The organism is Microbacterium meiriae (assembly GCF_032364335.1).
In the GTDB taxonomy this organism is placed as follows: domain Bacteria; phylum Actinomycetota; class Actinomycetes; order Actinomycetales; family Microbacteriaceae; genus Microbacterium; species Microbacterium meiriae.
The window spans coordinates 554,144-571,854 of the sequence record NZ_CP133984.1 but is presented as its reverse complement, the minus strand read 5'-3'; the positions used below and the strand labels follow the sequence as shown (position 1 = coordinate 571,854).

Here is a 17,711-nt window from a genome sequence, read left to right as displayed (position 1 = left end):
GAACACGTTATCCATGCGACTGAAAGAAGGGAAAGCGTGAACGCCCACATCGCGAACGAAGCAGCTGCATCATCCGAGGACTGCGGGTGCGCGCCCACCCCCGCTGAACGCGACTCCTTCTGGAAGCTGCGCATCAGCCGGCGCGGGGCGCTCGGACATCGCGCCCTCAGCGCCGTTGCTCTCGCCAGCTTCGGCATCACCTCCGGCGTGTCCGCCCCGTACGCGGCGTCCTATCTCGGTTGGGACGATTTCCAACGAGTCAAAAGCAACGAAGCGGCCAAAGCCGCGGAGGTCACGCGCGTCGGAGGGCTGGTCCAGTCGCTGCCGCAGAAGGTCGCCGAGACTAGGAGTGCGCCGCGATCGCCGCTGCGAAGATCACGATGTCGGCGATGTTCCCGATGAACCAGTTCCCATAGGCGAGGAAGTCCACGACATGTCCGCGGGCGAATCCAGGCCCCGAAAGAGACGATCGCCTGCGTGTGATGCTGCAGCTCCGCCGAGCGCGCCGACGATGATCGCCCAACCTGGGCGCTGAACTCGGAGTGCGAATACGATCGCTGCGATGGTGGCGGCGACGGCGAGTAGCGCGAAGACCCAGGTGTAGCCCTCCCCGAAGGAGAATGCCGCTCCGGGGTTGTAAGCAAGTTGCAACCAGCCAGGCCGCCCGATCAGGGGGATGCGCTCGCGTTCGGTGAGGCTTGCTTCCGCCCACATTTTCGTTCCCTGATCGATCAGAACAACAACCGCGGCGATCAGCAGCGCTCCGCCAGTGAGTTGCCAGCGCTGTGCCGGCGACAATTTCCGCGGAGCGGACGGGCGAGCTTCTGCCTCGGGCGACGTCATGCGAGGACCTCAATCAGACGAACGATGACGCCGGATTCGATCAGGATGAACAGACCCAGACCGATGAACACGGCCGGGACGAGCCAGTGCTCGACGCGTTCCAGCCCCTCAGTGACAGCCTTGTTGGTGCCGATCAGCCGTCCAGCGGCGCACCAGACGGCGACGAGAACGAGGAACACGACGATCATGACGGCGACGTCGCCGGGTGCGGTGGTGCGGAAGATCGGCGTGTACAAAGAGATATTGTCCGCCCCATTGGCAATCGTGATCCCCGCAACACCCCACATTCCAACCGCGGTGATCTTGGCGTCGTCGTCATCGTCATCGCCGTTGCGGCGCAGGCCGGCGACAAGCGTCCAGATACCGATGCCGAGCGGGATCAGGCCGAGGAAACCGACCCATTCGTCCGGGACGATCGTGAGGCCGAGCGCGGCGATCACGCTGATCACGACGAGGGCGATGAACCCGAGGTACTGGCCAGCGACGATCTGCCAGGGCCGGGGCTTCCCCCGGCTTGAGGCGAGGAACAGCACGGTGAGCACGACGATGTCGTCGATGTTGGTCGCTGCGAACAAGCCGATCGCTGATCCGATGGTTGCGAGCATCAGCTTTCCAGCCGCGGAGTGTGTGCGCGGGCGGCTCGCAGCCCGTTGAGGATCACGATGACCTCCGCGACCTCGTGGACCAGGACGACGGCCGCGAGCCCCAGCACTCCGAAGAGTGCGAGCGGGAGCAGTGCCGTGATGATCAGCAGCGACAGGATGATGTTCTGGTTGATGATCCGTCGCCCTCGGCGGGCGTGATCGAACGCCCGTGGGATGAGGCGGAGATCATGGCCGGTGAACGCGACGTCCGCGGATTCGATCGCCGCGTCGGAGCCGGTCGCGCCCATCGCGATACCGATGTCCGCGCCAGCGAGGGCCGGAGCGTCGTTGATGCCGTCGCCGATCATCGCGACCGCCCCTGCCTTCGACAGCTCACCGATCGCGGCCGCCTTGTCTTCGGGGCGCATCTCGGCTCGCACGTCAGTGATGCCGGCCTGCGCAGCCAGTGCACGAGCGGTGCGGGTGTTGTCGCCGGTGAGCATCGTCACGCCGATGCCCTGTCTTGTCAGCGTCCGGACCACGTCGGGGACTTCGGGACGCAGCTCGTCGCGAACGCCGATCGCGGCGACCGGGGACCCGTCACGGTGCACGATCACGACGGTCATGCCCTGCTCCTCGAGCCCCGCCACCCGGTCCGTCAGGTCGTCGGCGTCCAGCCAGCGGGGGCTGCCGACGGTGATTCTCGATCCGTCAACGGTGCCGTCGATGCCGTGCCCGGGCTGCTCGGTCACATCGGCAGCCGCCAGAGTACCCGGGGCCGCTGCGGTGATCGCGGCAGCCAGAGGATGCGTGCTGTGCTGCTCTAACGCTGCCGCCCACGCCAGGGCCTGAGCCTCCGTCACGCCGTTCGCGGTGAGGACGGCGGTGACTGCCGGTTCGTTGCGGGTGAGTGTGCCGGTCTTGTCGACGGCAACGTGGCGGACCGTACCGAAGCGCTCGAAAACAGCACCGGACTTGATGATTACACCGAACTTGCTCGCCGCACCGATCGCGGCGACGACCGTCAGCGGTACCGAGATCGCGAGCGCACACGGAGACGCCGCAACGAGTACCACAAGCGCGCGGGTGATCCACACCTCAGGATCGCCCAGCACCGAACCGATGATCGCGACGAGCGCCGCGAGGATCAGAACGCCTGGCACCAGCGGTCGGGCGATCTTGTCGGCTAGACGAGCACGCTCACCCTTCTCCGTCTGCGCCTTCTCCACCAGCTCAACGATCGTGGTGAGCGAGTTGTCGCTGCCGGCCGCAGTTGTCTCGACCTCCAGTGCACCGACACTGTTGATCGCGCCGGCCGAGACCACATCGCCGGGCTCGACCTCGACCGGGATCGATTCGCCAGTGATAGCCGATGTGTCCAGGCTGGAGCGACCGGAGCGGACGATCCCGTCGGTCGCGATCCTCTCGCCCGGTCGGACAACCATGACCTGACCGACCATCAACTCTCTCGCCTGGACGTGCACGGCAGTGCCGCCCTGCAAGACGGTCGCTGTCTCCGGTACGAGCTTGAGCAGTGCACGCAGCCCGCCGCGGGCGCGGTCCATCGCCTTGTCCTCGAGTGCCTCAGCGATGGAGTACAAGAACGCCAGGGCCGCGGCCTCCTCCACGTAGCCGAGGACGACTGCTCCGATGGCGCTGATTGTCATCAGCAGCCCGATGCCGAGTTTGCCCTTGAAGAGCTTCCGAATCGCACCGGGCGTGAACGTCGACGCACCCAGCAGTAGGCCGATCCAGAACAGTACCAGCGCCGGGATCTCCTGACCCGACCACTCGAGAATCAGTCCGACCAGGAACGCTATGCCGGAGAAAACAGGCACCATGATCCCGCGGTCTCGCCACCAGGGCTGCTCGACCGCGTCGGATTCTTCGTCAGCAGTACTAGAGGGCTCGTGCTCGCAGCCGCACGCCGCGCTCACGCGTCCACTCCCGTCGCGCAGCAACCAACCACCATGCACGCTGAATCCACGCACGGCGCATGCGCGTCGACAGCCAGCGTCACATCGACGAGCGCGACGAGGGCCGCTGCAAGATGCGGGTCGGCGATCTCGTAGCGGGTCTGGCGACCTTCAGGCTCGGCGACCACGATGCCACAATCGCGTAGGCATGTCAGGTGGTTCGAAACGTTTGAACGGGTAAGGACCAGGTCCCGCGAAAGCACTGCAGGATAACTGGGTCCTTCGAGCAGAGTCATCAAGATCCGTGAGCGCGTGGGATCTGCCATCGCCCGGCCAAGCCGGTTCATCACGTCGATACGGGAAGTAATAGTCAGCACACACTGACTGTACAGCAGTGGATGACCAATCGCTAATGGGCTGCCCACTCCCCACCCCGCGGGCGATGCGCGAACAAGCTTCCATCTCATTCCCTACTCGGTGGCGCCACGACCGTTGTGGGTCGCCAGTCGATCCCCGATGACTGCAACCGCAGGATCCCGCCGTTGACATCGTCTGCACCAAACCGATCGGGGCTGCAGGCATCGGCGGCCATCGAGAGGCTCTCCTCGGAACTCACCGCTTCACTGTCCGCTGCCTCGCCAGTCTTAGAGCGGAAGGATGACGGTGCCCATCACCGCCGTCAGCCGGGACATGATGTCGGTCCAGATTCCGCTTACCATCAAGGCGCCCAGCGCGAGGAGCAGCACCCCGCCGATGGCGTTCACGACGCGGATGTGTCGGCGGAGGAACCCGATTGTCTTCGTCGCCCATCCGAATCCGAGAGCGACGAGCAGGAACGGGATACCGAGGCCCAGGGAGTACGCGAGCCCGAGGAAGCTGGCACGCACGGGATCGCCGGCGTTGAAAGAGATCGCCACGATGGCGGCGAGGGTCGGGCCCATGCAGGGTGCCCAGCCAATGCCCAGCGCGATGCCCAGGAGCGGGGCACCGACAATGCCGTACTTGGAATCGATGTGAAAGCGCAGCTCACGTTGGGCGAAGCCGAAGAAGCCGAGGAACACGAGCCCCATCATGATGATGATCACACCGAGGATCCGTGTGATCAGGTCACCCCACTGCAGCAGGAAGACGCCCACCGTGCCGCTGAGTGCCGTGATGAACACGAAGACGATGCTGAACCCGAAGATGAACAGCAGCACTCCGAACAGTAGCCGTCCTCGCGACGGCGATCCGGCATCCCCGGTTGTTGAGCGAGCTCCGCGAGACGCAGCGCCTCGCGGAGCGGCCGTTCCCCCGAGGAAGCCGAGGTAGCCCGGGACGAGAGGGAGCACGCATGGGGACAGGAACGACACGAGTCCGGCGAGCATGGCGAGAGGGATTGCGAGCCAGAGCGCGCCGGATCCGATGATCGCTTCGGGATTCATAGCGTCGCCGAGATCGTCACGACGACTCCGCGAGGGCGTCCTCGACGAGTGTGGACAGGATTGAGGTACCCTCGATCGGACCGATAATGCGCGCGGCAACACGGCCCTGCTTGTCGAGCACCAGAGTGGTCGGGGTGGCGGCGATCGGAACGACTTTGGCGAAGGCGAGCTTGGCCTCCGCCGTGTCGGCATCGATCAGGCTCGGATAGGTGACACCGAACTCGTTGGCGAATGCGGCGGCGGTATCGGCCTGATCACGGGTGTTGATCCCGACAAACGAGACGCCGTTCCCTTTGTATTCCTGCCAGACGCTCTCCAAGTCGGCCGCCTCGACACGGCAGGGTGCACACCCGGCGTACCAGAAATTAACGACCACAACCTCGCCTGCAAGGTCAGCGCTGTCAAGCTTCTCGCCGGTCTCTGTGATGCCGCCGAAGTCGACAGGGTCTCCACGGTCAGCCTCAGGGATCTCTACGATCGCACCGTCGCCGGAGACAAAGCCCGTGTTTTCTCCGCTGAGAAACGATTCACTGACCGGATCGGGCGCGCAGGCGCTCAGGCCGACGATGAAGACCGCGGCCAGCGCGGCTCCGACCGCACGGAGAGAAGCACGGTTGCGGCAAGAACCACCGGGACGAGTTGCATTGACCGTTGGGGCGAGTGGCACAGTTTTCAATTTACGGGGCGTTCCTATGCGTGACCCCGAAGCCCAGGACGCCCGGCACAACCACTGACCGGACCCGATGACGCCGCGCTCTGCGACCGCGTCGCACAGGCGACGATCCTGACGACAGGCCCGGGCGTGCGCGCCCGCAGCTCACTCACCGCGCCGGTATGGAATGGCGCCCCGCCCCACATATACATGACGGTCCCGAGAACCGGGGATACCCATCCGAGCCACGCGGCTCCCGCAGCGAGTACCCGCGCAGCATCGCGAACAATATTCAGGGTATTCCTCGGTCTAGGCTCCGGGGTCCATCTCCCGCCGAAAACGATCGTCTTCGGCAGTCACCTGGGCGCACTGCTGCAGCGTACGACACGCTGACGAAAACCCACCGCAACCCTCTGCCGAACCCAATACGCACGGAAACGACAAGTGAACAGTTTTGGCTGAATCGCACAACGGCGTGGCCACCGAGCATGGGTGACACATGCTGTCAGCAATGCCAGGCGTGGCACGCAAAGCGGGGTTGTGCCACTTCAACGCGGTTCCGACAGTTAAGCTCGTGCTCAGCCCCATCTCACTTCAAGGGGTGTGTTTCTAACCGCCGATATTCACAGTTATCCGAACTATCGGCGCGAAGCCCCATTTTTCGGGGTTGAGAGCGAAACGTACGGACCGTTCCAGGGGCGGAGCTCAATTCAGGCTCCAGCGGCGGTGCTCAGTCGCCTGAGCCGTTGGGCAACACCCCTTTGCGGAATCCTGGTTGATGGGCCGCGACGTCGCTACGCGCCGCGTGGAACATGCACGCGGCCACAATGAGCGTTAGGCATACGCTGCACGTGTTTACGAGCGCTACGGCGGCACCCAACCACATCTCCCGGACCGAGCATTCGGGGCGGCTGACGTCCCGCGAGTCAGCAGACCTTGACCGCCCGAATGACAGCGCCACCTTTGCCCCGCATCCTCAGCGGCACGACTGGCTACTGGCCTCGGCAAAGGCGCTATTAGGGAGCGTCCTCATTCAGCCAGCTTTCGACCCGCTGCAGATCGCGCGGCAGGAGCCCCGGCAAGGACCTTGTCCGCAGGAGCAGGCGCTGATGATTCTGTTGCGGTCCCCATGGGTCGGCCTTGATGCCCACGTTCCCGATTTCATCGTCGATCCATGCGAATCGCGCCGGCTGCACACGGTCAAGAAGCAGTTCAGCGGCCCGACGCTTCCACCACCACTCGGAGTTCGAGTCGAATGCGATGCTCTGGTCAAAGCGTTGGTCGATGATCGTCTTACCCTCGCGAGTATCCACCGAGGGATGATCTGCGCGATGAGGCATCAGCCCGTCGAGACCGAGCGCAGCCTCGAACTCGTCGAGTAACCACGGCTGCTCCAGCCAGGTAGTCAGCCAGGCGCCCTGGACGTCCGAGCGAGCGAGGATCGCTCGAAGCCTTCCGACCACCAGCGGCCTCCAGCGGATCTTCCACCTACCGACTTCCGCCACGGCCAGTTGCTCTCCGCGAGTGTTCTTAAAGCCGTTGAGCACGCCATCGATGTCCAAGGCGATCAGCGTCACCGTGCGCTCGCTCGGCGTCAACGACGTGACGCTCGGCTGGTCCATTTGTCCATCCCTCACATGGCGTTAATACCACTCGCAGAAAAGGCAAAGCTGCCAATTCGCAGAGTCGCGACGTGCAAAAATGGCGGACTCATTGATACATGAGTAGAAATCCTTTCGGAATGCATCCCGCACTCCACGAAACTTGTGGTTTTAGTCCGCGGCAATGACATATCGTTCAGCTCATGGCACGAACCAACGGAGGGCACGGCGACGGTTCACGACCGACACACGAAGACGTGCAAGCCCTCGTCGACGCCATCGTCCGCTTGTCGGATGACCCTGCATGGCTCATCTCTGCACAGTTCATGCACACGCCGCAGGAGGAACCTCATCGCAGTCGCACGCCAAACTCGAATGCATGGCTCGTAGACGGAGGCGACGTCGAGACGGTTATGAAGATTATCCAGACCGTCGGGCGGCGTTGATCCGGCCGGCAACCCCAAAGATCAAGGAGCACTCGTGACAGGGAACGCATGGCGAGATGAAATGGATCCCTTCCAAGTTCGCATCATCGATGAAACGGCAAAGAGGTTTAGCGATACTCAGGCCCGGCTGACAGGCGACGACCACGCACGGTGGGACAGTCTTCCTCCAGACGCGAAAACGAACGTATCGGACCTCGTCGCTGCTGTGTATATCGCGCACAGTCAAGCACTTGCGGCGATCGTGCCAGAGGCCGGAGAGTTGGTCAGTGGCTCTCCGCAAAGGGCCCCCGAGGCATGCGGATTTGATGACGAGGACTATGACTCAGCGGATGACGAGTACGAGCACGGAGTGGACGATGAGCTCGACGTCATTCTAAGCTCGCGCGGCTGGAGGTCTGCCCGCACGGATCGTAGTCTGCGCCATGACGGCTCAGACCGTTGGTGCCTGCTGAAGCCAGGACGCGTGCAAGTCTTCGTGAGTCCCGTCGTTCGCCGCGGCTTCGAAGTCATGATCTGGGTTGGCGGCGAGTTGTTGGAGCCACAGCTGTTTGAGATCGACACGGCAGCTTTCATCTCCGTCGTTCCTGCAATGGAGCAAGCTGTGGAACGAGCGTCGTTGCGGCAACTAAGCGATGCTGACCTACTGGCCTCGGTTGTAGAGGCTGCGAACCCTGTCATGCGACAGCAATCGGGTAACGCAAGTAGCGAGTAACACCGTTACCAGCGTACGGACAGTAAGCGCCAATATCCCGACTCTAGCGAGCGCTCTGGCTGAGTTTGAGCATCGTTCTCGATGACATTGGCGCGTGTTCCGCGTTCAGAAATCCACGTGAGTGAACGGACGGCGGCCGTTCACGGTGGTGGAGTCGAGGATAACGACCGGTCTCATGGCGCCTCAGGAGGGCTCATCTCGGGCGGAGGAATCAACTCGCCGTCGAGCCAGGCGCTAATCGTCTCGATGAGCAGCTGAGGGCCGTCCGGATGAGCCAACGCCATGAGGTTGAGCGGCAGCGCGGTCAGCTCGATGTCCTCGCTGCCCAGAGCTGACGGCACGCGCCACACGGTCGGCTCAGCACGCTCGGCCACTGGGTACGCCAAGGAGACCCTGCGACAGCCCAGGACGTGGCCCGCGGTGAGGACCTGATACGTGTCCGGGGCCTTCGGGCGTGATCCAACGCGCTTGTACTTGGAGTCGATGACGGCGACCGCCGCGCTCTGATGGTCTCGAAAGACGACATCGGGGGTGGTTTCAAGTCGCGAGCCGTGCCCTGCGATGACCTCGCCGAACTTCGTCGTGTGCTTGCTCACCCGCTCGCCGCGGGAACTCGCGGCTCGGGTGCACAGCCAGTACACGTAGTTCTCGTAGATCGCATCGGAGTTCCAGAGAAAGCCCGACAGAGCGTGCTCACCGCTGGCGTGATGGACGCCCGCACCCTCAAGTAGGAGGAGCCCCACGATTCGTGCCGGCTCGAGCCCTTGGTGCTGTGTGCCCAGCACGATCCGCTGCGCGTCGAGGAGGTGAGGCGGCCTCCGGTCTACATGAGATAGCCCAGCGGCGATTTCCCTCATCGCGCGCGACCGGCCGGGGGCCTTCACGATCGCAGCAAGGCAGTCCGCTGCCCACCGCAGCAGCCGTGCAAGTGAGGTGTCGTCGGTGAGGAGGTCGGCGACGTACGGGAGTTCCCAGGGGCGTGAGATCCACCGGTCGAGGCGCGCCACATCGAGGCTCCCGCGCAGCACCGTTCCGGACGATGCTTCGGTCCAATAACCGCGAGGCAGGCCGCGTGCAGCGCCCTTCGCGTATGACGTCAGAAACATCTCGGCGAGGAGGTCGGGGAGCGAGAACTCGGCCAGTTCGTGTGCGGTGGTGAACGCGTCGTCGACATGCCCGCCCTCGACGATCGAGAGGATGCGCCAAAGCACGGTCTGCCAGCTGCCCTCGACCGTGCTAAGAAACTTCGGAGCGATCTCGATGTCGGTGCTTCCGACCCTGACGAGCCCGGTGACCGCCTCTGCCCGCAGCAGTATGCGACCGTCGCCGACGTCCTCCACCCGGATGGGATCGCTCGCGAGACCAAGCGCGCGTCGCCAGCGCTTGTTCGCCTCGGTCAGAGCGACGAGGTCGATCTCATCAACTCGATGCACCGCCGGGGCACCGTACTCCTGGAGTCGGATTCGCGGCGACGCGACTACCGAGCCAGCCACCTGAAGGATCGTTTGATCGTGTCGAGCGGGAGCTCGCTCGTCCGGACCGGCGCGAGGGCACGGGCCTGCGCAGTCCCACTCTTCGACGCCCGCAGGGTCCACGCGTAGTCGCCCGTCGGGGGCGCCGTGTCGACGTGGAGCAGCTGCATGAGCTGCTCGGGCCGTCCCGAGTATCGATCCTCGAGCTGTGGGAAGAGCACGTCGTCCCAGGTTTTCGACAGGCTTCGCCAGGCGTCGGTCTCTGAGATCGGCTGCTCGGATTCGTCGGCGGGCGTCACCGTCGCCGGAATCGGCGTCAGGAGCCCGTGGCCCAGCTCGAACTCCGAGCCGAGGTCGGAGGCGATGACCACGTTGAGCCGATCGAGCAGGAGGTATGCGGTCTGGAACGGGTCCAACGTCTCCAAGTTGTCCTCAGTCGGCGTCGGGATCGCCGTCGTGTCCAGGCCCCAATGACCGGCGAGGGCGTCAAGGTCCGGCCGCATCTCGATCCGGTCGAACCGGCGCGCGAGCGCGCTGTCGATCGGGACCGCAGCGCGATCCACGCTGTTCATGGTGGCGACGACGTAGACGTGCCTCGGGAAGGTAAAGCCGTCGGGGATCGTCGTTGACGCCCCACCCGGCCGATGGAGCTGCTCGCTTGCACCGTCGGCAAACGTCAGCTGTCGGAGCGGCACTGGGAGTGGGACGCTGCCGCCGTCGCGGTAGTCGAAGTCTAGAAAAGTCATGAATTCGCCGAAGATGCGTGCCGCGTTTCCGCGGTTCACCTCGTCGATGAAGATCACCACGGAGTTGTACTTTGAGTCGTCGTCCGCGAGCTCGATCGCCGCATCCAGGAACACGCCGGCCCACGGCTCGAGGCGGGTGCCCTCGGCGTCCATGGCCGGCCTGAGCCCCAGGACGAAATCCTCGTAGCCGTACGACTGATGGAACGTGGTCCACACGACCTTCGCCGGGAGCGGGATCGTGATCGGCTGCTTGGGTCGGCTGAAGGGCGACGCGGCGTCGCTGGGATCGAACAGGATACCGCGGCTGCCTTCCGGAGGCTCCTGCAGCGACTGGAAGAGCTGGCTGATGAGCCGCGTCTTGCCGGTTGCCGGCGGACCGTAGAGCAACACGTTTCGTCCGGCGCCCCACGACGCAAAGATGTCATCGATCTTGTCAGCCACGCTCCACCTCACCCCGCATCGATCACTCCGCCCACGGTCTTGCCCTGCGTGTACAGATCCCATGCCGGGTCGTTCCTCGCCATGGCAGTGGGGCGGACGCCCTTGGTGAAGCCAGCGTAGTAGTCACCTTCAACCGTCTTCGCGATGTAGATGCGCAGGCCGCCCTCGGGGAAGAACGGACGCGCCTCCTCTTTGTTCCGCACATCGTCCGGTGCCGATGGGAATCCGCGAGCGACGGTCCACGCCGGATGGCGTTGCGAGTTCGGTTGTTGCCGGTTCTGCCGCGCGATCCGCATCCGTCCGCCCGCCTTACGCTGAAACTCAATCGGTCCTGAGATCCCCGGCACGCCAGCGACCCCGGCCTGGATTGTGATCGCAGGCAGGGCGTCCACGTTCGTTCCGGCCACCCCCAGAAAGTCGAGCGTCTCGGGCACGATCGACGCCGGGACCTCGATGTACAGCGAACCGCCACCGCCGCGAATCTGATAGTGGCGCTCGATGTTATAGAACTCGCCGGGTTGGACGTTTCGCCACCAGATGCGCTCGATGTTCAGCTTCTGCGCCATGCTCAGAAGACCTCCACGTGATAGAGACGTTCCAGCACGGATCCGTCCTTGACTCGGTCGTTGCTCCGGTAGCGGAGATGCGGCTGCTCGTGCACGGTGACCTTGCCGAAGTCTCCCAGGATCGAGAGCAACTCTTCCCCACTCACCTGTCCATCCTCACTGTAGGAGATGAACACGTGGCGAGCATCGAGCCGCTCCATCGTGGCCCGGAAAGCGCGACCGGCGCTGCGGCGGTAACAGAAGTCCGAGGCCTGGTCCATCCACGGACGCAGTCCGCCGTCGCCTGCTGCCACCGGCTCGTCCTCCTGGGCGAGGGTCTCGAGGACGTGGTAATTCCCGGCATACTGGCGCTTCGTGTACGGCGGATCAAGATAGACCGCCTCCGTTCGGAGCGACGACGCCAGATCCTCGACGGAGCCCTGCAGCACGGTGTGCTCGCCCGGCGTGGTCTCGAACTCGAGCGGCTCGAAGGTGAGCGGGCGAAGGGCAGTACTCGATAGCGTCTTGCGGAAGTACCCGTAGGTACCGCTGATGTTCGCTACCTTGTTCGTCGCGAGCAGTAGATGCTGGAGCAGGACGCTGTGTTCGAGCTCAGTGAGCGAACCAGCCGCCCTGAGCTCGAGAATGCCCGCACGCACGCCGTCGATGTGCGCGGCGTTCTCGGCGGAGAAGTAGAGCCTCGGCGCCCGGCCGTTTGCTGGGGCACCCGCGGCTCCAAGCTCGCGGGAGAAGTACCCCCGTCGAGGCTCGGCGGCGCGCATCCACTCGAGTGCCTCGGCGTAGCCACCGAACACCTTGAACTCGGGAGGCTTCTTCGCGAGCAGCCGCGTGCGCGCGTGAATTACCGGGAAGGTGAGCGCATCCGAGGCCGTGACGTCGTAGCCGGCACGAGCGAGCGCGAGCGACACGGAGGCCGTTCCGCACATGGGGTCCGCGATGCTCGACCCAGCAGGGACGATTTCCGCGATCTCGCCGACGATCCAGTCAGCGAGCTTGGTCTTATTACCGAGGTAGCGATACGACACGCGCGTCCAATCCCCGATTCCCGCCCGAAAGGCGCCGGTTTCGCACGACGATCCGGTCGTACATGCGTCGATAGCCGCGCGGTGTCGGCAGGTAGAACCGTGGGCCGCCCTGCTGGTAGGTGCCCTTCTCGGCGATCTGGGACATGGGCTGGCCCAAGGTCTTGCTCGACCCGACGATCTCGAACTGCTCTGGGTTGTACTTGTCGATGAACGTGATCGGGACGCCCATGAGGCCGGCGTAGTCGGACGGAATATCCGCGGTTTTGCCGACCTCGATTGCGTCGAAGTTCGCGTAGCGCGGATAGTCGGCCTCGCGGTATCGCTTAGTCAGTTCGAGGTCTCGGTGCCGCTCGTCATAGTCGAGGTTGGTGAACCAACGAACGCCCTTGACGCGAATGTATCGGTTTCCCTCCGCATCAACCCGGGTCCCTGCAGCCTCAAGCGGGTAGTCGGCTGGCACGCGAAACTCGCGGTCGCCGCTGCGGATGCTCGGGCCGTACCACATCTGGTTGTTCTGGAAGAGCGGGAATATCTCCTTGTAGGTGAGCGCGTTCATGTTCCCGAGGATGATGAACTGCTTGTCGTGCTCGACGAGCTGGGCGACGAACTCGCGGAACAGCGAGAATGGCGGGTTCGTGACGACGATGTCCGCTTGGCGCAGCAGCTCGACGCTCTCGGCGCTCCGGAAGTCGCCATCGCCCTTGAGAGGACGCACGCCGATCTCGTTGGCGTCCGGCACGCGGTTGCCGTTCTTGTCGCCGTCGTACTCGAGCCAGACAGCGCGCGAGGAGTCGCCCCGGCTGAACTGGCCCGGATCCTCGCTCTGGTAGCACGTGGCGATGAGTCGCTTCAGGCCCAGCGCCTCAAAGTTCTCGGAGAAGTAACGGAAGAAGTTGCTGACCCTTGGGTCGTCGCAGTTGAGGTAGACGACCTTGCCGGCGAAGTGTTTCCGGTAGTGACTGAGCTCCTTCTCGATGTCAACCAGCTGGGTGTAGAACTCGTCCTTCTTGGCCCCCCTCGCCGCTGACAGATTGCCATTCGCGGCAGTGATGAGCGTCATCGGCCTGCCCCGTCGAGCTCGAGGTGCGATTTCGCGCAAGAGATTGACCGCGTCATAGTTGCGACGATACGGCGGGGGTCCGACTGCGCCTTGATGGCGCGGCGCGAGCTGGGCTGGGGCATCCACTCAGTGTAATGCTCATTGCACATATCTGTACAGCAGGTTGTACAGATATGTGCATATGGCTATACAGTGTTCGCATGACCGCCGTCGAGCGCGCCGAGACACGGGTGACCCTGCTGAAAGAGGCAGTGGACATCGTCGCACGTCTGCAGGCGAACGAGGCCGAGCACGCCGAGCTGCTCGCCAAGCGAGCGGCGGTGTGCAAGGCGCTTCGCGCAGCTGGCACGCCCATCAAGGAGCTCCAGGAGGCGCTCGGCGTCAGCCGGAGCCGGGTGAATCAGTTACTGAGCGACGTGGCTTAGCCGCGCCCGAAGGCCTCCGACGGCCGCGCCTGCCTACCGCCCCATCTGGCGGTCGTGCGTCGACAACATCAGGTCGGCGACGTGTACAACCTCGCGGATGACGTAGCGCGCCGCCTCAGCAGTCACTCCGGTGAGGAGCGTCCGGCCGTGGCCGGTGCCCTGCAGATTCCGCAGCTCGTTGACGGTGAATGCTACGGTCTTCGCCGACTGGTAGATCGAGGGGACCTGCTTCGCGCCCGGGACCGAGTCGTCGACGACCGCCGGGCGAAGCCCCAGCTTCTCGAACGAGAGCGCCACCAGCGCCGGGAAGTCGGCGCGCTCCGGCAGGCGGTTGCCCTCCTCGAGGACGAACTTCGCGACGGCTTCGAGCAGCTCCTTCGCCCCGCCGAGCAGCGCCGCCGGGTCGTCGATGTTCCGCCGCAGCCGCTCGAGCTGTTCATCGAGCGCGGCGCGACCGCCGGTCTCGAGGTGGATGTCGCCCGCGTACTCGAGCCGTCCGTACGCCGAGAGCGCCCAGCCGGCGTGGGTCACCGCCGCGTGCAGGTCAGCGACGTGCTTGTCGTCGGCATACTTCCCAAACGCGCCGTCGAGCCGGAGCGCGTTGAGCATCCCGTCAACGAGCGCGCCCGCGGGCCGCCGCTCGGCCGCTCGGAACACCGCGAGGACGCGCTGCTGCTTGTTCGGTGCCTGCGTGTTCAAGTCGTAGGGATCAGCGTCGACGTATCCGGCGCCCGCGAAGAGTCGTGACAGCGTGGAGTGGCTCGGCCCGCTACCGCCGCCGAAGAAGAACTGCGCGAAGGCGGCGGCGATCTCGTCGTTGAGCGGGAACGTCATGCTTCCATCTTGGCGGCCGCGGAGACAACACCGGAGTCCTCGCGCAGGCGAGACACGAGTACCGTGAGGGCATGCCCACGACGCCGGACGACCCCACCGAGCGGTTCGCGTCGCTCGCGGAAACGGTGCCGTGGGCGACCCCGCGCCTGGACGAGGACCGCGATCGGTTCGTGGCCAAAGAATAAAGCGCGACCATCGACACGGAGCAGACGCTACCGAATGTCCAGAACCCCGCATCTATTCCGCAGATTCACCGCCAGCTCGCGGCACTCGCTGGCAACCGAAAGCAGGCGCGATCAGGACTGTTCAAAGCACCCGCAAGTCCGCAGAAACCCCTGATAGGGCGAAACTCTTACTCGAAAGGTCACCGATCGATGCCGGTCGGAGCCACAAGGCTGATCATTACAATCAGCCCAGAAACCCTCGCCTAGCTTCTACATGGCGGGGGTTTTGCTTTGCCCTGGAACGAACGGGGCGCGGCTTCCCCGATCGGAGGCGTCCCATCCTTGTCCCAGCTGACGTAGAATATGGCTCAGAGGACATTTTTACGGGGAGGCGACGTGACCAACGCATCAGTGCTCGTGCGCGCTGCGCGGAAGAGCAGCGGGCTCACGCAGAAGGATCTCGCCGAGCGAACCAACGTCGATCAAGGCCGAGTATCTCGAGTGGAAGGTGGCCGCGAGGCTGAGTTCAGCACAGTCGAACGCTTCCTCCGTGGCGCCGGCTATCGCCTGTACTCCGCACCAACGCGACGGGACGACGCGGCGACCATCGCGGCGGCGATCCGCGGGTACCTGCGAGCGGGTGACAAGCACAGCGCGCTTCGCGAGTTCATCCAGCTGAGCGACAACCTCAACGCCGAACACGGCCTCGTACGTGGGGTCCTCGGTCTCGCGGAGCCCGAGCCGACCGGCGACCGCGTCTGGGACGCCGCCCTGGCAGCGCTCGTGGATTTTCGCCTCCGCGAGGAGGGGCTCCCCACTCCGGCGTGGGTCGACGCGCCGAACAGGCGGGTCCACGTGCCCCGTACCCTGGACGTCGATCCGGCGGATCCGATCCCGGCACCCGACGACGTGCCCGCGGAGTTCTTCGAGCGTGGTGTCCTTGTCTGGCGAGACACGCTGACGAGCGTCTGATGGCTGACGCCCTGAACCGCGACGACATCATCGCCGGCCTCCGCGACCTGGTCGGCGAGCTTCATGCCGCTGGCGAAGTCGCAGGCATCCGACTTGTCGGTGGCGCTGCGCTCGTTATCAGGTACTTCGACCGCCGTGCCACCGGAGACCTCGATTCCCTTCACATCAACCCTGGAAGTGACGAAGCCGTTCTCGCCGCGGCCTCGCGCGTCGGAGACCGACGAGGGTGGAGCGACGGCTGGTTCAACTTCGCTGTGGAGCACGCGGATTCCGTGCCGACGTTCGGGCGTCGAACTGTCGAGTGGGAGACGATCTACGACCGAGATGGCGTCATCATCCAGGTCGCCTCGAAGGGCGCGCTTCTCGCTATGAAGCTCCGCGCCAACCGACCAGGACGCGACGTGGACGACATTCGTCAGTTGCTCACCCTCTGCGGCATCACCACGTTGGAGGCGGCGGAGGCTCACTACGAGGACTTCTACCCGGGCGACGGTCTCAGCGATCGCGCTATCGGCATGGTCGAGCGGATCCTCGATGGCGGCCTGCCGACAGCCGTCCCCTCCCCCGGCCCCATCCATCTCTGACCCCTGAGGAGGATCGCCCCCGCGGTCCCCATCGCCGCACGTCGTGGGGTACGGCGCATCCTCTAGAGGTCGGACTCCACGGTGAGGTCGGCCCGAAGCCTTGCTCGCGCACGCGCGTATCTGCTGCGGACCGTCGCCGACTTCTTCCCGAGGATCGTCGCGGCTTCCCCCAGGGAGAAACCGTCCCAGTGGAGGAGTTGGATGATCTCCCGGTCCCCCGCTGGAAGTGCTTGGAGCGCGTCCCACACGTCGTCGCGCACGGGACGAGCATCGCCGCTGACGAGCGCTTCGCCTCTGAGCCTGTCGCTGAGTTTCATCCGGCGAGATACGGTACGTCGGTGGTTGGCGAGCACGTTGCGGGCTATCCCGAACGCCCACATCCGTGCTTCGACGGGCGCTCGTGGCATCGCGTCGACCTTGCGCCACATCGTGAGCAGCACCTCACCGGTGAGATCGGCAGCGTCGTCAGTGGAGACGACCCTTCGTGCGAAGTACGCGAAGAGCGCTCGCTTGCTCTCCTCGATCAGACGCGGCAGGTCCAGCGTCTCATCGCTGAGCATCGAGGCCAGAGATTCGACGGACTCGTCGGGACGGCCCGACATCAGTGCCGCACCCAGGTGCACGTCGACGTTCCTGCTGTACCGACCCCGACGCCGTCGAGCAGCTCCGCCGGGATCTCCTCGATAACCGCGGTCACGATGCCGGTGGAAACAGTCGCCTGGTCCAGGTCCTCTCGGCTGAGTGTCGGATCCACGTCGGGGTCGCCCACGGAGAGGGGGTGCTGCTCGCCGAGGTCGTATCCCCGCTGGCCGACGCCCGTCCAGTCGTGGGATGCGATCCACTGTTTGGCCTCGGTGACGTTCGTGCCGTCCCAGGAGGTGACGGCGAGCGAGTACGTGCATTCGACGGCGTTGCCCTCGTCGGTGACGTACGTGATCGGGATGACGGCGTCCGGAGTGAAGTTCGGGGCAACGTAGACGGCGGCTGCTGTCGCGAGAACCCCCACGCCCAGGAGGGCGCCGACCACGACGGCGATGCGTACACCGCAGCGACGACGCGGCGGACGCGCATACTGCTCTGCCGCGTTCCTCACGACTCGTTCCAACGTCGCGTCAAGGAGTCCCTGCGACTCCGCCCACTTGTCGTGCGGAGTGAGCAGCCGGTTGAGCTGTGTGTCGTCCATGGTTCCTCCGATGATCCGTTCACTACCACTCATGTCCGGTCCTGGCCGAAGTGTTGCATCG

General features: G+C 64.7%; 19 protein-coding genes. 4 read left to right on the top strand and 15 right to left on the bottom strand.

Annotation, left to right across the window (positions count from 1 at the left end):
• Positions 1-375: 375 nt before the first annotated feature.
• The 7 genes from RI211_RS02585 to RI211_RS02555 form a co-directional block, all read right to left on the bottom strand.
• Positions 376-843: a signal peptidase II gene (locus tag RI211_RS02585; protein WP_231868230.1), complete on the bottom strand. Its 468-nt coding sequence runs from the start codon at positions 841-843 to the stop codon at positions 376-378.
• Entirely contained in the window at positions 840-1,448 is a 609-nt protein-coding gene (locus RI211_RS02580) for a cadmium resistance transporter (protein ID WP_029266243.1), read from the bottom strand. The genes RI211_RS02585 and RI211_RS02580 overlap by 4 nt, the downstream gene beginning before the upstream one ends.
• On the bottom strand, positions 1,448-3,364 hold the full coding sequence (locus RI211_RS02575; RefSeq protein WP_062635479.1) for a heavy metal translocating P-type ATPase: 1,917 nt from the start codon (positions 3,362-3,364) through the stop codon (positions 1,448-1,450). Before RI211_RS02575 ends, RI211_RS02580 begins: the two co-directional genes overlap by 1 nt.
• Positions 3,361-3,720 carry a Cd(II)/Pb(II)-sensing metalloregulatory transcriptional regulator CmtR gene (gene cmtR, locus RI211_RS02570; protein ID WP_083391616.1) on the bottom strand — a complete coding sequence of 120 codons (360 nt, stop codon included), beginning with the start codon at positions 3,718-3,720 and terminating at the stop codon, positions 3,361-3,363. The genes RI211_RS02575 and cmtR overlap by 4 nt, the downstream gene beginning before the upstream one ends.
• 267 nt (positions 3,721-3,987) lie before the next feature.
• Positions 3,988-4,767: a cytochrome c biogenesis CcdA family protein gene (locus RI211_RS02565; RefSeq protein ID WP_029266247.1), complete on the bottom strand. Its 780-nt coding sequence runs from the start codon at positions 4,765-4,767 to the stop codon at positions 3,988-3,990.
• Positions 4,768-4,783: 16 nt separating this feature from the next.
• Entirely contained in the window at positions 4,784-5,434 is a 651-nt protein-coding gene (locus RI211_RS02560; protein ID WP_029266249.1) for a TlpA family protein disulfide reductase, read from the bottom strand.
• Between the two features lie 1,001 nt (positions 5,435-6,435).
• On the bottom strand, positions 6,436-7,041 hold the full coding sequence (locus RI211_RS02555; protein WP_029266251.1) for an HAD domain-containing protein: 606 nt from the start codon (positions 7,039-7,041) through the stop codon (positions 6,436-6,438).
• Positions 7,042-7,500: 459 nt separating this feature from the next.
• On the opposite strand from RI211_RS02555, the gene RI211_RS02550 reads away from it, so the two are divergent.
• Positions 7,501-8,178: a hypothetical protein gene (locus tag RI211_RS02550; RefSeq protein ID WP_136025420.1), complete on the top strand. Its 678-nt coding sequence runs from the start codon at positions 7,501-7,503 to the stop codon at positions 8,176-8,178.
• 173 nt (positions 8,179-8,351) lie between these two features.
• Here RI211_RS02550 and RI211_RS02545 read toward each other — a convergent pair whose 3' ends face one another.
• The 5 genes from RI211_RS02545 to RI211_RS02525 are packed head-to-tail and all read right to left on the bottom strand — an operon-like array spanning position 8,352 to position 13,488.
• Entirely contained in the window at positions 8,352-9,671 is a 1,320-nt protein-coding gene (locus RI211_RS02545) for a 5-methylcytosine restriction system specificity protein McrC (protein WP_029266257.1), read from the bottom strand.
• The gene (locus RI211_RS02540; protein WP_158698515.1) at positions 9,656-10,837 is read right to left on the bottom strand and encodes an AAA family ATPase; all 1,182 of its coding nucleotides are present in this window, start codon (positions 10,835-10,837) and stop codon (positions 9,656-9,658) included. The genes RI211_RS02545 and RI211_RS02540 overlap by 16 nt, the downstream gene beginning before the upstream one ends.
• Positions 10,838-10,845: 8 nt before the next feature.
• Positions 10,846-11,403 carry a hypothetical protein gene (locus RI211_RS02535; RefSeq protein WP_029266261.1) on the bottom strand — a complete coding sequence of 186 codons (558 nt, stop codon included), beginning with the start codon at positions 11,401-11,403 and terminating at the stop codon, positions 10,846-10,848.
• Positions 11,404-11,405: 2 nt separating this feature from the next.
• Positions 11,406-12,428, bottom strand: a complete 1,023-nt coding sequence (locus RI211_RS02530; RefSeq protein WP_051667921.1) for a DNA adenine methylase — start codon at positions 12,426-12,428, stop codon at positions 11,406-11,408.
• A complete protein-coding gene (locus RI211_RS02525) occupies positions 12,406-13,488 on the bottom strand; it encodes an adenine-specific methyltransferase EcoRI family protein (protein ID WP_051667923.1) in 1,083 nt (360 codons plus the stop codon). The genes RI211_RS02530 and RI211_RS02525 overlap by 23 nt, the downstream gene beginning before the upstream one ends.
• A gap of 200 nt (positions 13,489-13,688) precedes the next feature.
• Here RI211_RS02525 and RI211_RS02520 point away from each other — a divergent pair, with 200 nt between their 5' ends.
• Positions 13,689-13,913 carry a hypothetical protein gene (locus RI211_RS02520; RefSeq protein ID WP_029266267.1) on the top strand — a complete coding sequence of 75 codons (225 nt, stop codon included), beginning with the start codon at positions 13,689-13,691 and terminating at the stop codon, positions 13,911-13,913.
• Positions 13,914-13,946: 33 nt separating this feature from the next.
• On the opposite strand, the gene RI211_RS02515 is transcribed toward RI211_RS02520, so the two are convergent.
• A complete protein-coding gene (locus RI211_RS02515; protein ID WP_029266269.1) occupies positions 13,947-14,747 on the bottom strand; it encodes an abortive infection family protein in 801 nt (266 codons plus the stop codon).
• A 560-nt stretch (positions 14,748-15,307) separates the two neighbouring features.
• On the opposite strand from RI211_RS02515, the gene RI211_RS02510 reads away from it, so the two are divergent.
• On the top strand, positions 15,308-15,883 hold the full coding sequence (locus tag RI211_RS02510; RefSeq protein WP_280564767.1) for a type II toxin-antitoxin system RelB family anti-toxin: 576 nt from the start codon (positions 15,308-15,310) through the stop codon (positions 15,881-15,883).
• Positions 15,883-16,467: a hypothetical protein gene (locus RI211_RS02505; RefSeq protein WP_259953593.1), complete on the top strand. Its 585-nt coding sequence runs from the start codon at positions 15,883-15,885 to the stop codon at positions 16,465-16,467. The genes RI211_RS02510 and RI211_RS02505 overlap by 1 nt, the downstream gene beginning before the upstream one ends.
• 62 nt (positions 16,468-16,529) lie before the next feature.
• Here RI211_RS02505 and RI211_RS02500 read toward each other — a convergent pair whose 3' ends face one another.
• Positions 16,530-17,069 (bottom strand): RNA polymerase sigma factor, encoded by a 540-nt coding sequence (locus RI211_RS02500; protein ID WP_315638135.1) that lies wholly within the window; start codon positions 17,067-17,069, stop codon positions 16,530-16,532.
• A complete protein-coding gene (locus tag RI211_RS02495) occupies positions 17,069-17,650 on the bottom strand; it encodes a hypothetical protein (RefSeq protein WP_315638134.1) in 582 nt (193 codons plus the stop codon). The genes RI211_RS02500 and RI211_RS02495 overlap by 1 nt, the downstream gene beginning before the upstream one ends.
• Positions 17,651-17,711: the final 61 nt, after the last annotated feature.

Coding starts and splice junctions, on each gene's coding strand:
- RI211_RS02585 (WP_231868230.1), bottom strand. CDS start 843: ATGACGTCGCCCGAGGCAGAAGCTCGCCCGTCCGCTCCGCGGAAATTG.
- RI211_RS02580 (WP_029266243.1), bottom strand. CDS start 1,448: ATGCTCGCAACCATCGGATCAGCGATCGGCTTGTTCGCAGCGACCAAC.
- RI211_RS02565 (WP_029266247.1), bottom strand. CDS start 4,767: ATGAATCCCGAAGCGATCATCGGATCCGGCGCGCTCTGGCTCGCAATC.
- RI211_RS02555 (WP_029266251.1), bottom strand. CDS start 7,041: ATGGACCAGCCGAGCGTCACGTCGTTGACGCCGAGCGAGCGCACGGTG.
- RI211_RS02535 (WP_029266261.1), bottom strand. CDS start 11,403: ATGGCGCAGAAGCTGAACATCGAGCGCATCTGGTGGCGAAACGTCCAA.
- RI211_RS02525 (WP_051667923.1), bottom strand. CDS start 13,488: ATGACGCTCATCACTGCCGCGAATGGCAATCTGTCAGCGGCGAGGGGG.
- RI211_RS02520 (WP_029266267.1), top strand. CDS start 13,689: ATGACCGCCGTCGAGCGCGCCGAGACACGGGTGACCCTGCTGAAAGAG.
- RI211_RS02515 (WP_029266269.1), bottom strand. CDS start 14,747: ATGACGTTCCCGCTCAACGACGAGATCGCCGCCGCCTTCGCGCAGTTC.
- RI211_RS02505 (WP_259953593.1), top strand. CDS start 15,883: ATGGCTGACGCCCTGAACCGCGACGACATCATCGCCGGCCTCCGCGAC.
- RI211_RS02500 (WP_315638135.1), bottom strand. CDS start 17,069: ATGTCGGGCCGTCCCGACGAGTCCGTCGAATCTCTGGCCTCGATGCTC.
- RI211_RS02495 (WP_315638134.1), bottom strand. CDS start 17,650: ATGGACGACACACAGCTCAACCGGCTGCTCACTCCGCACGACAAGTGG.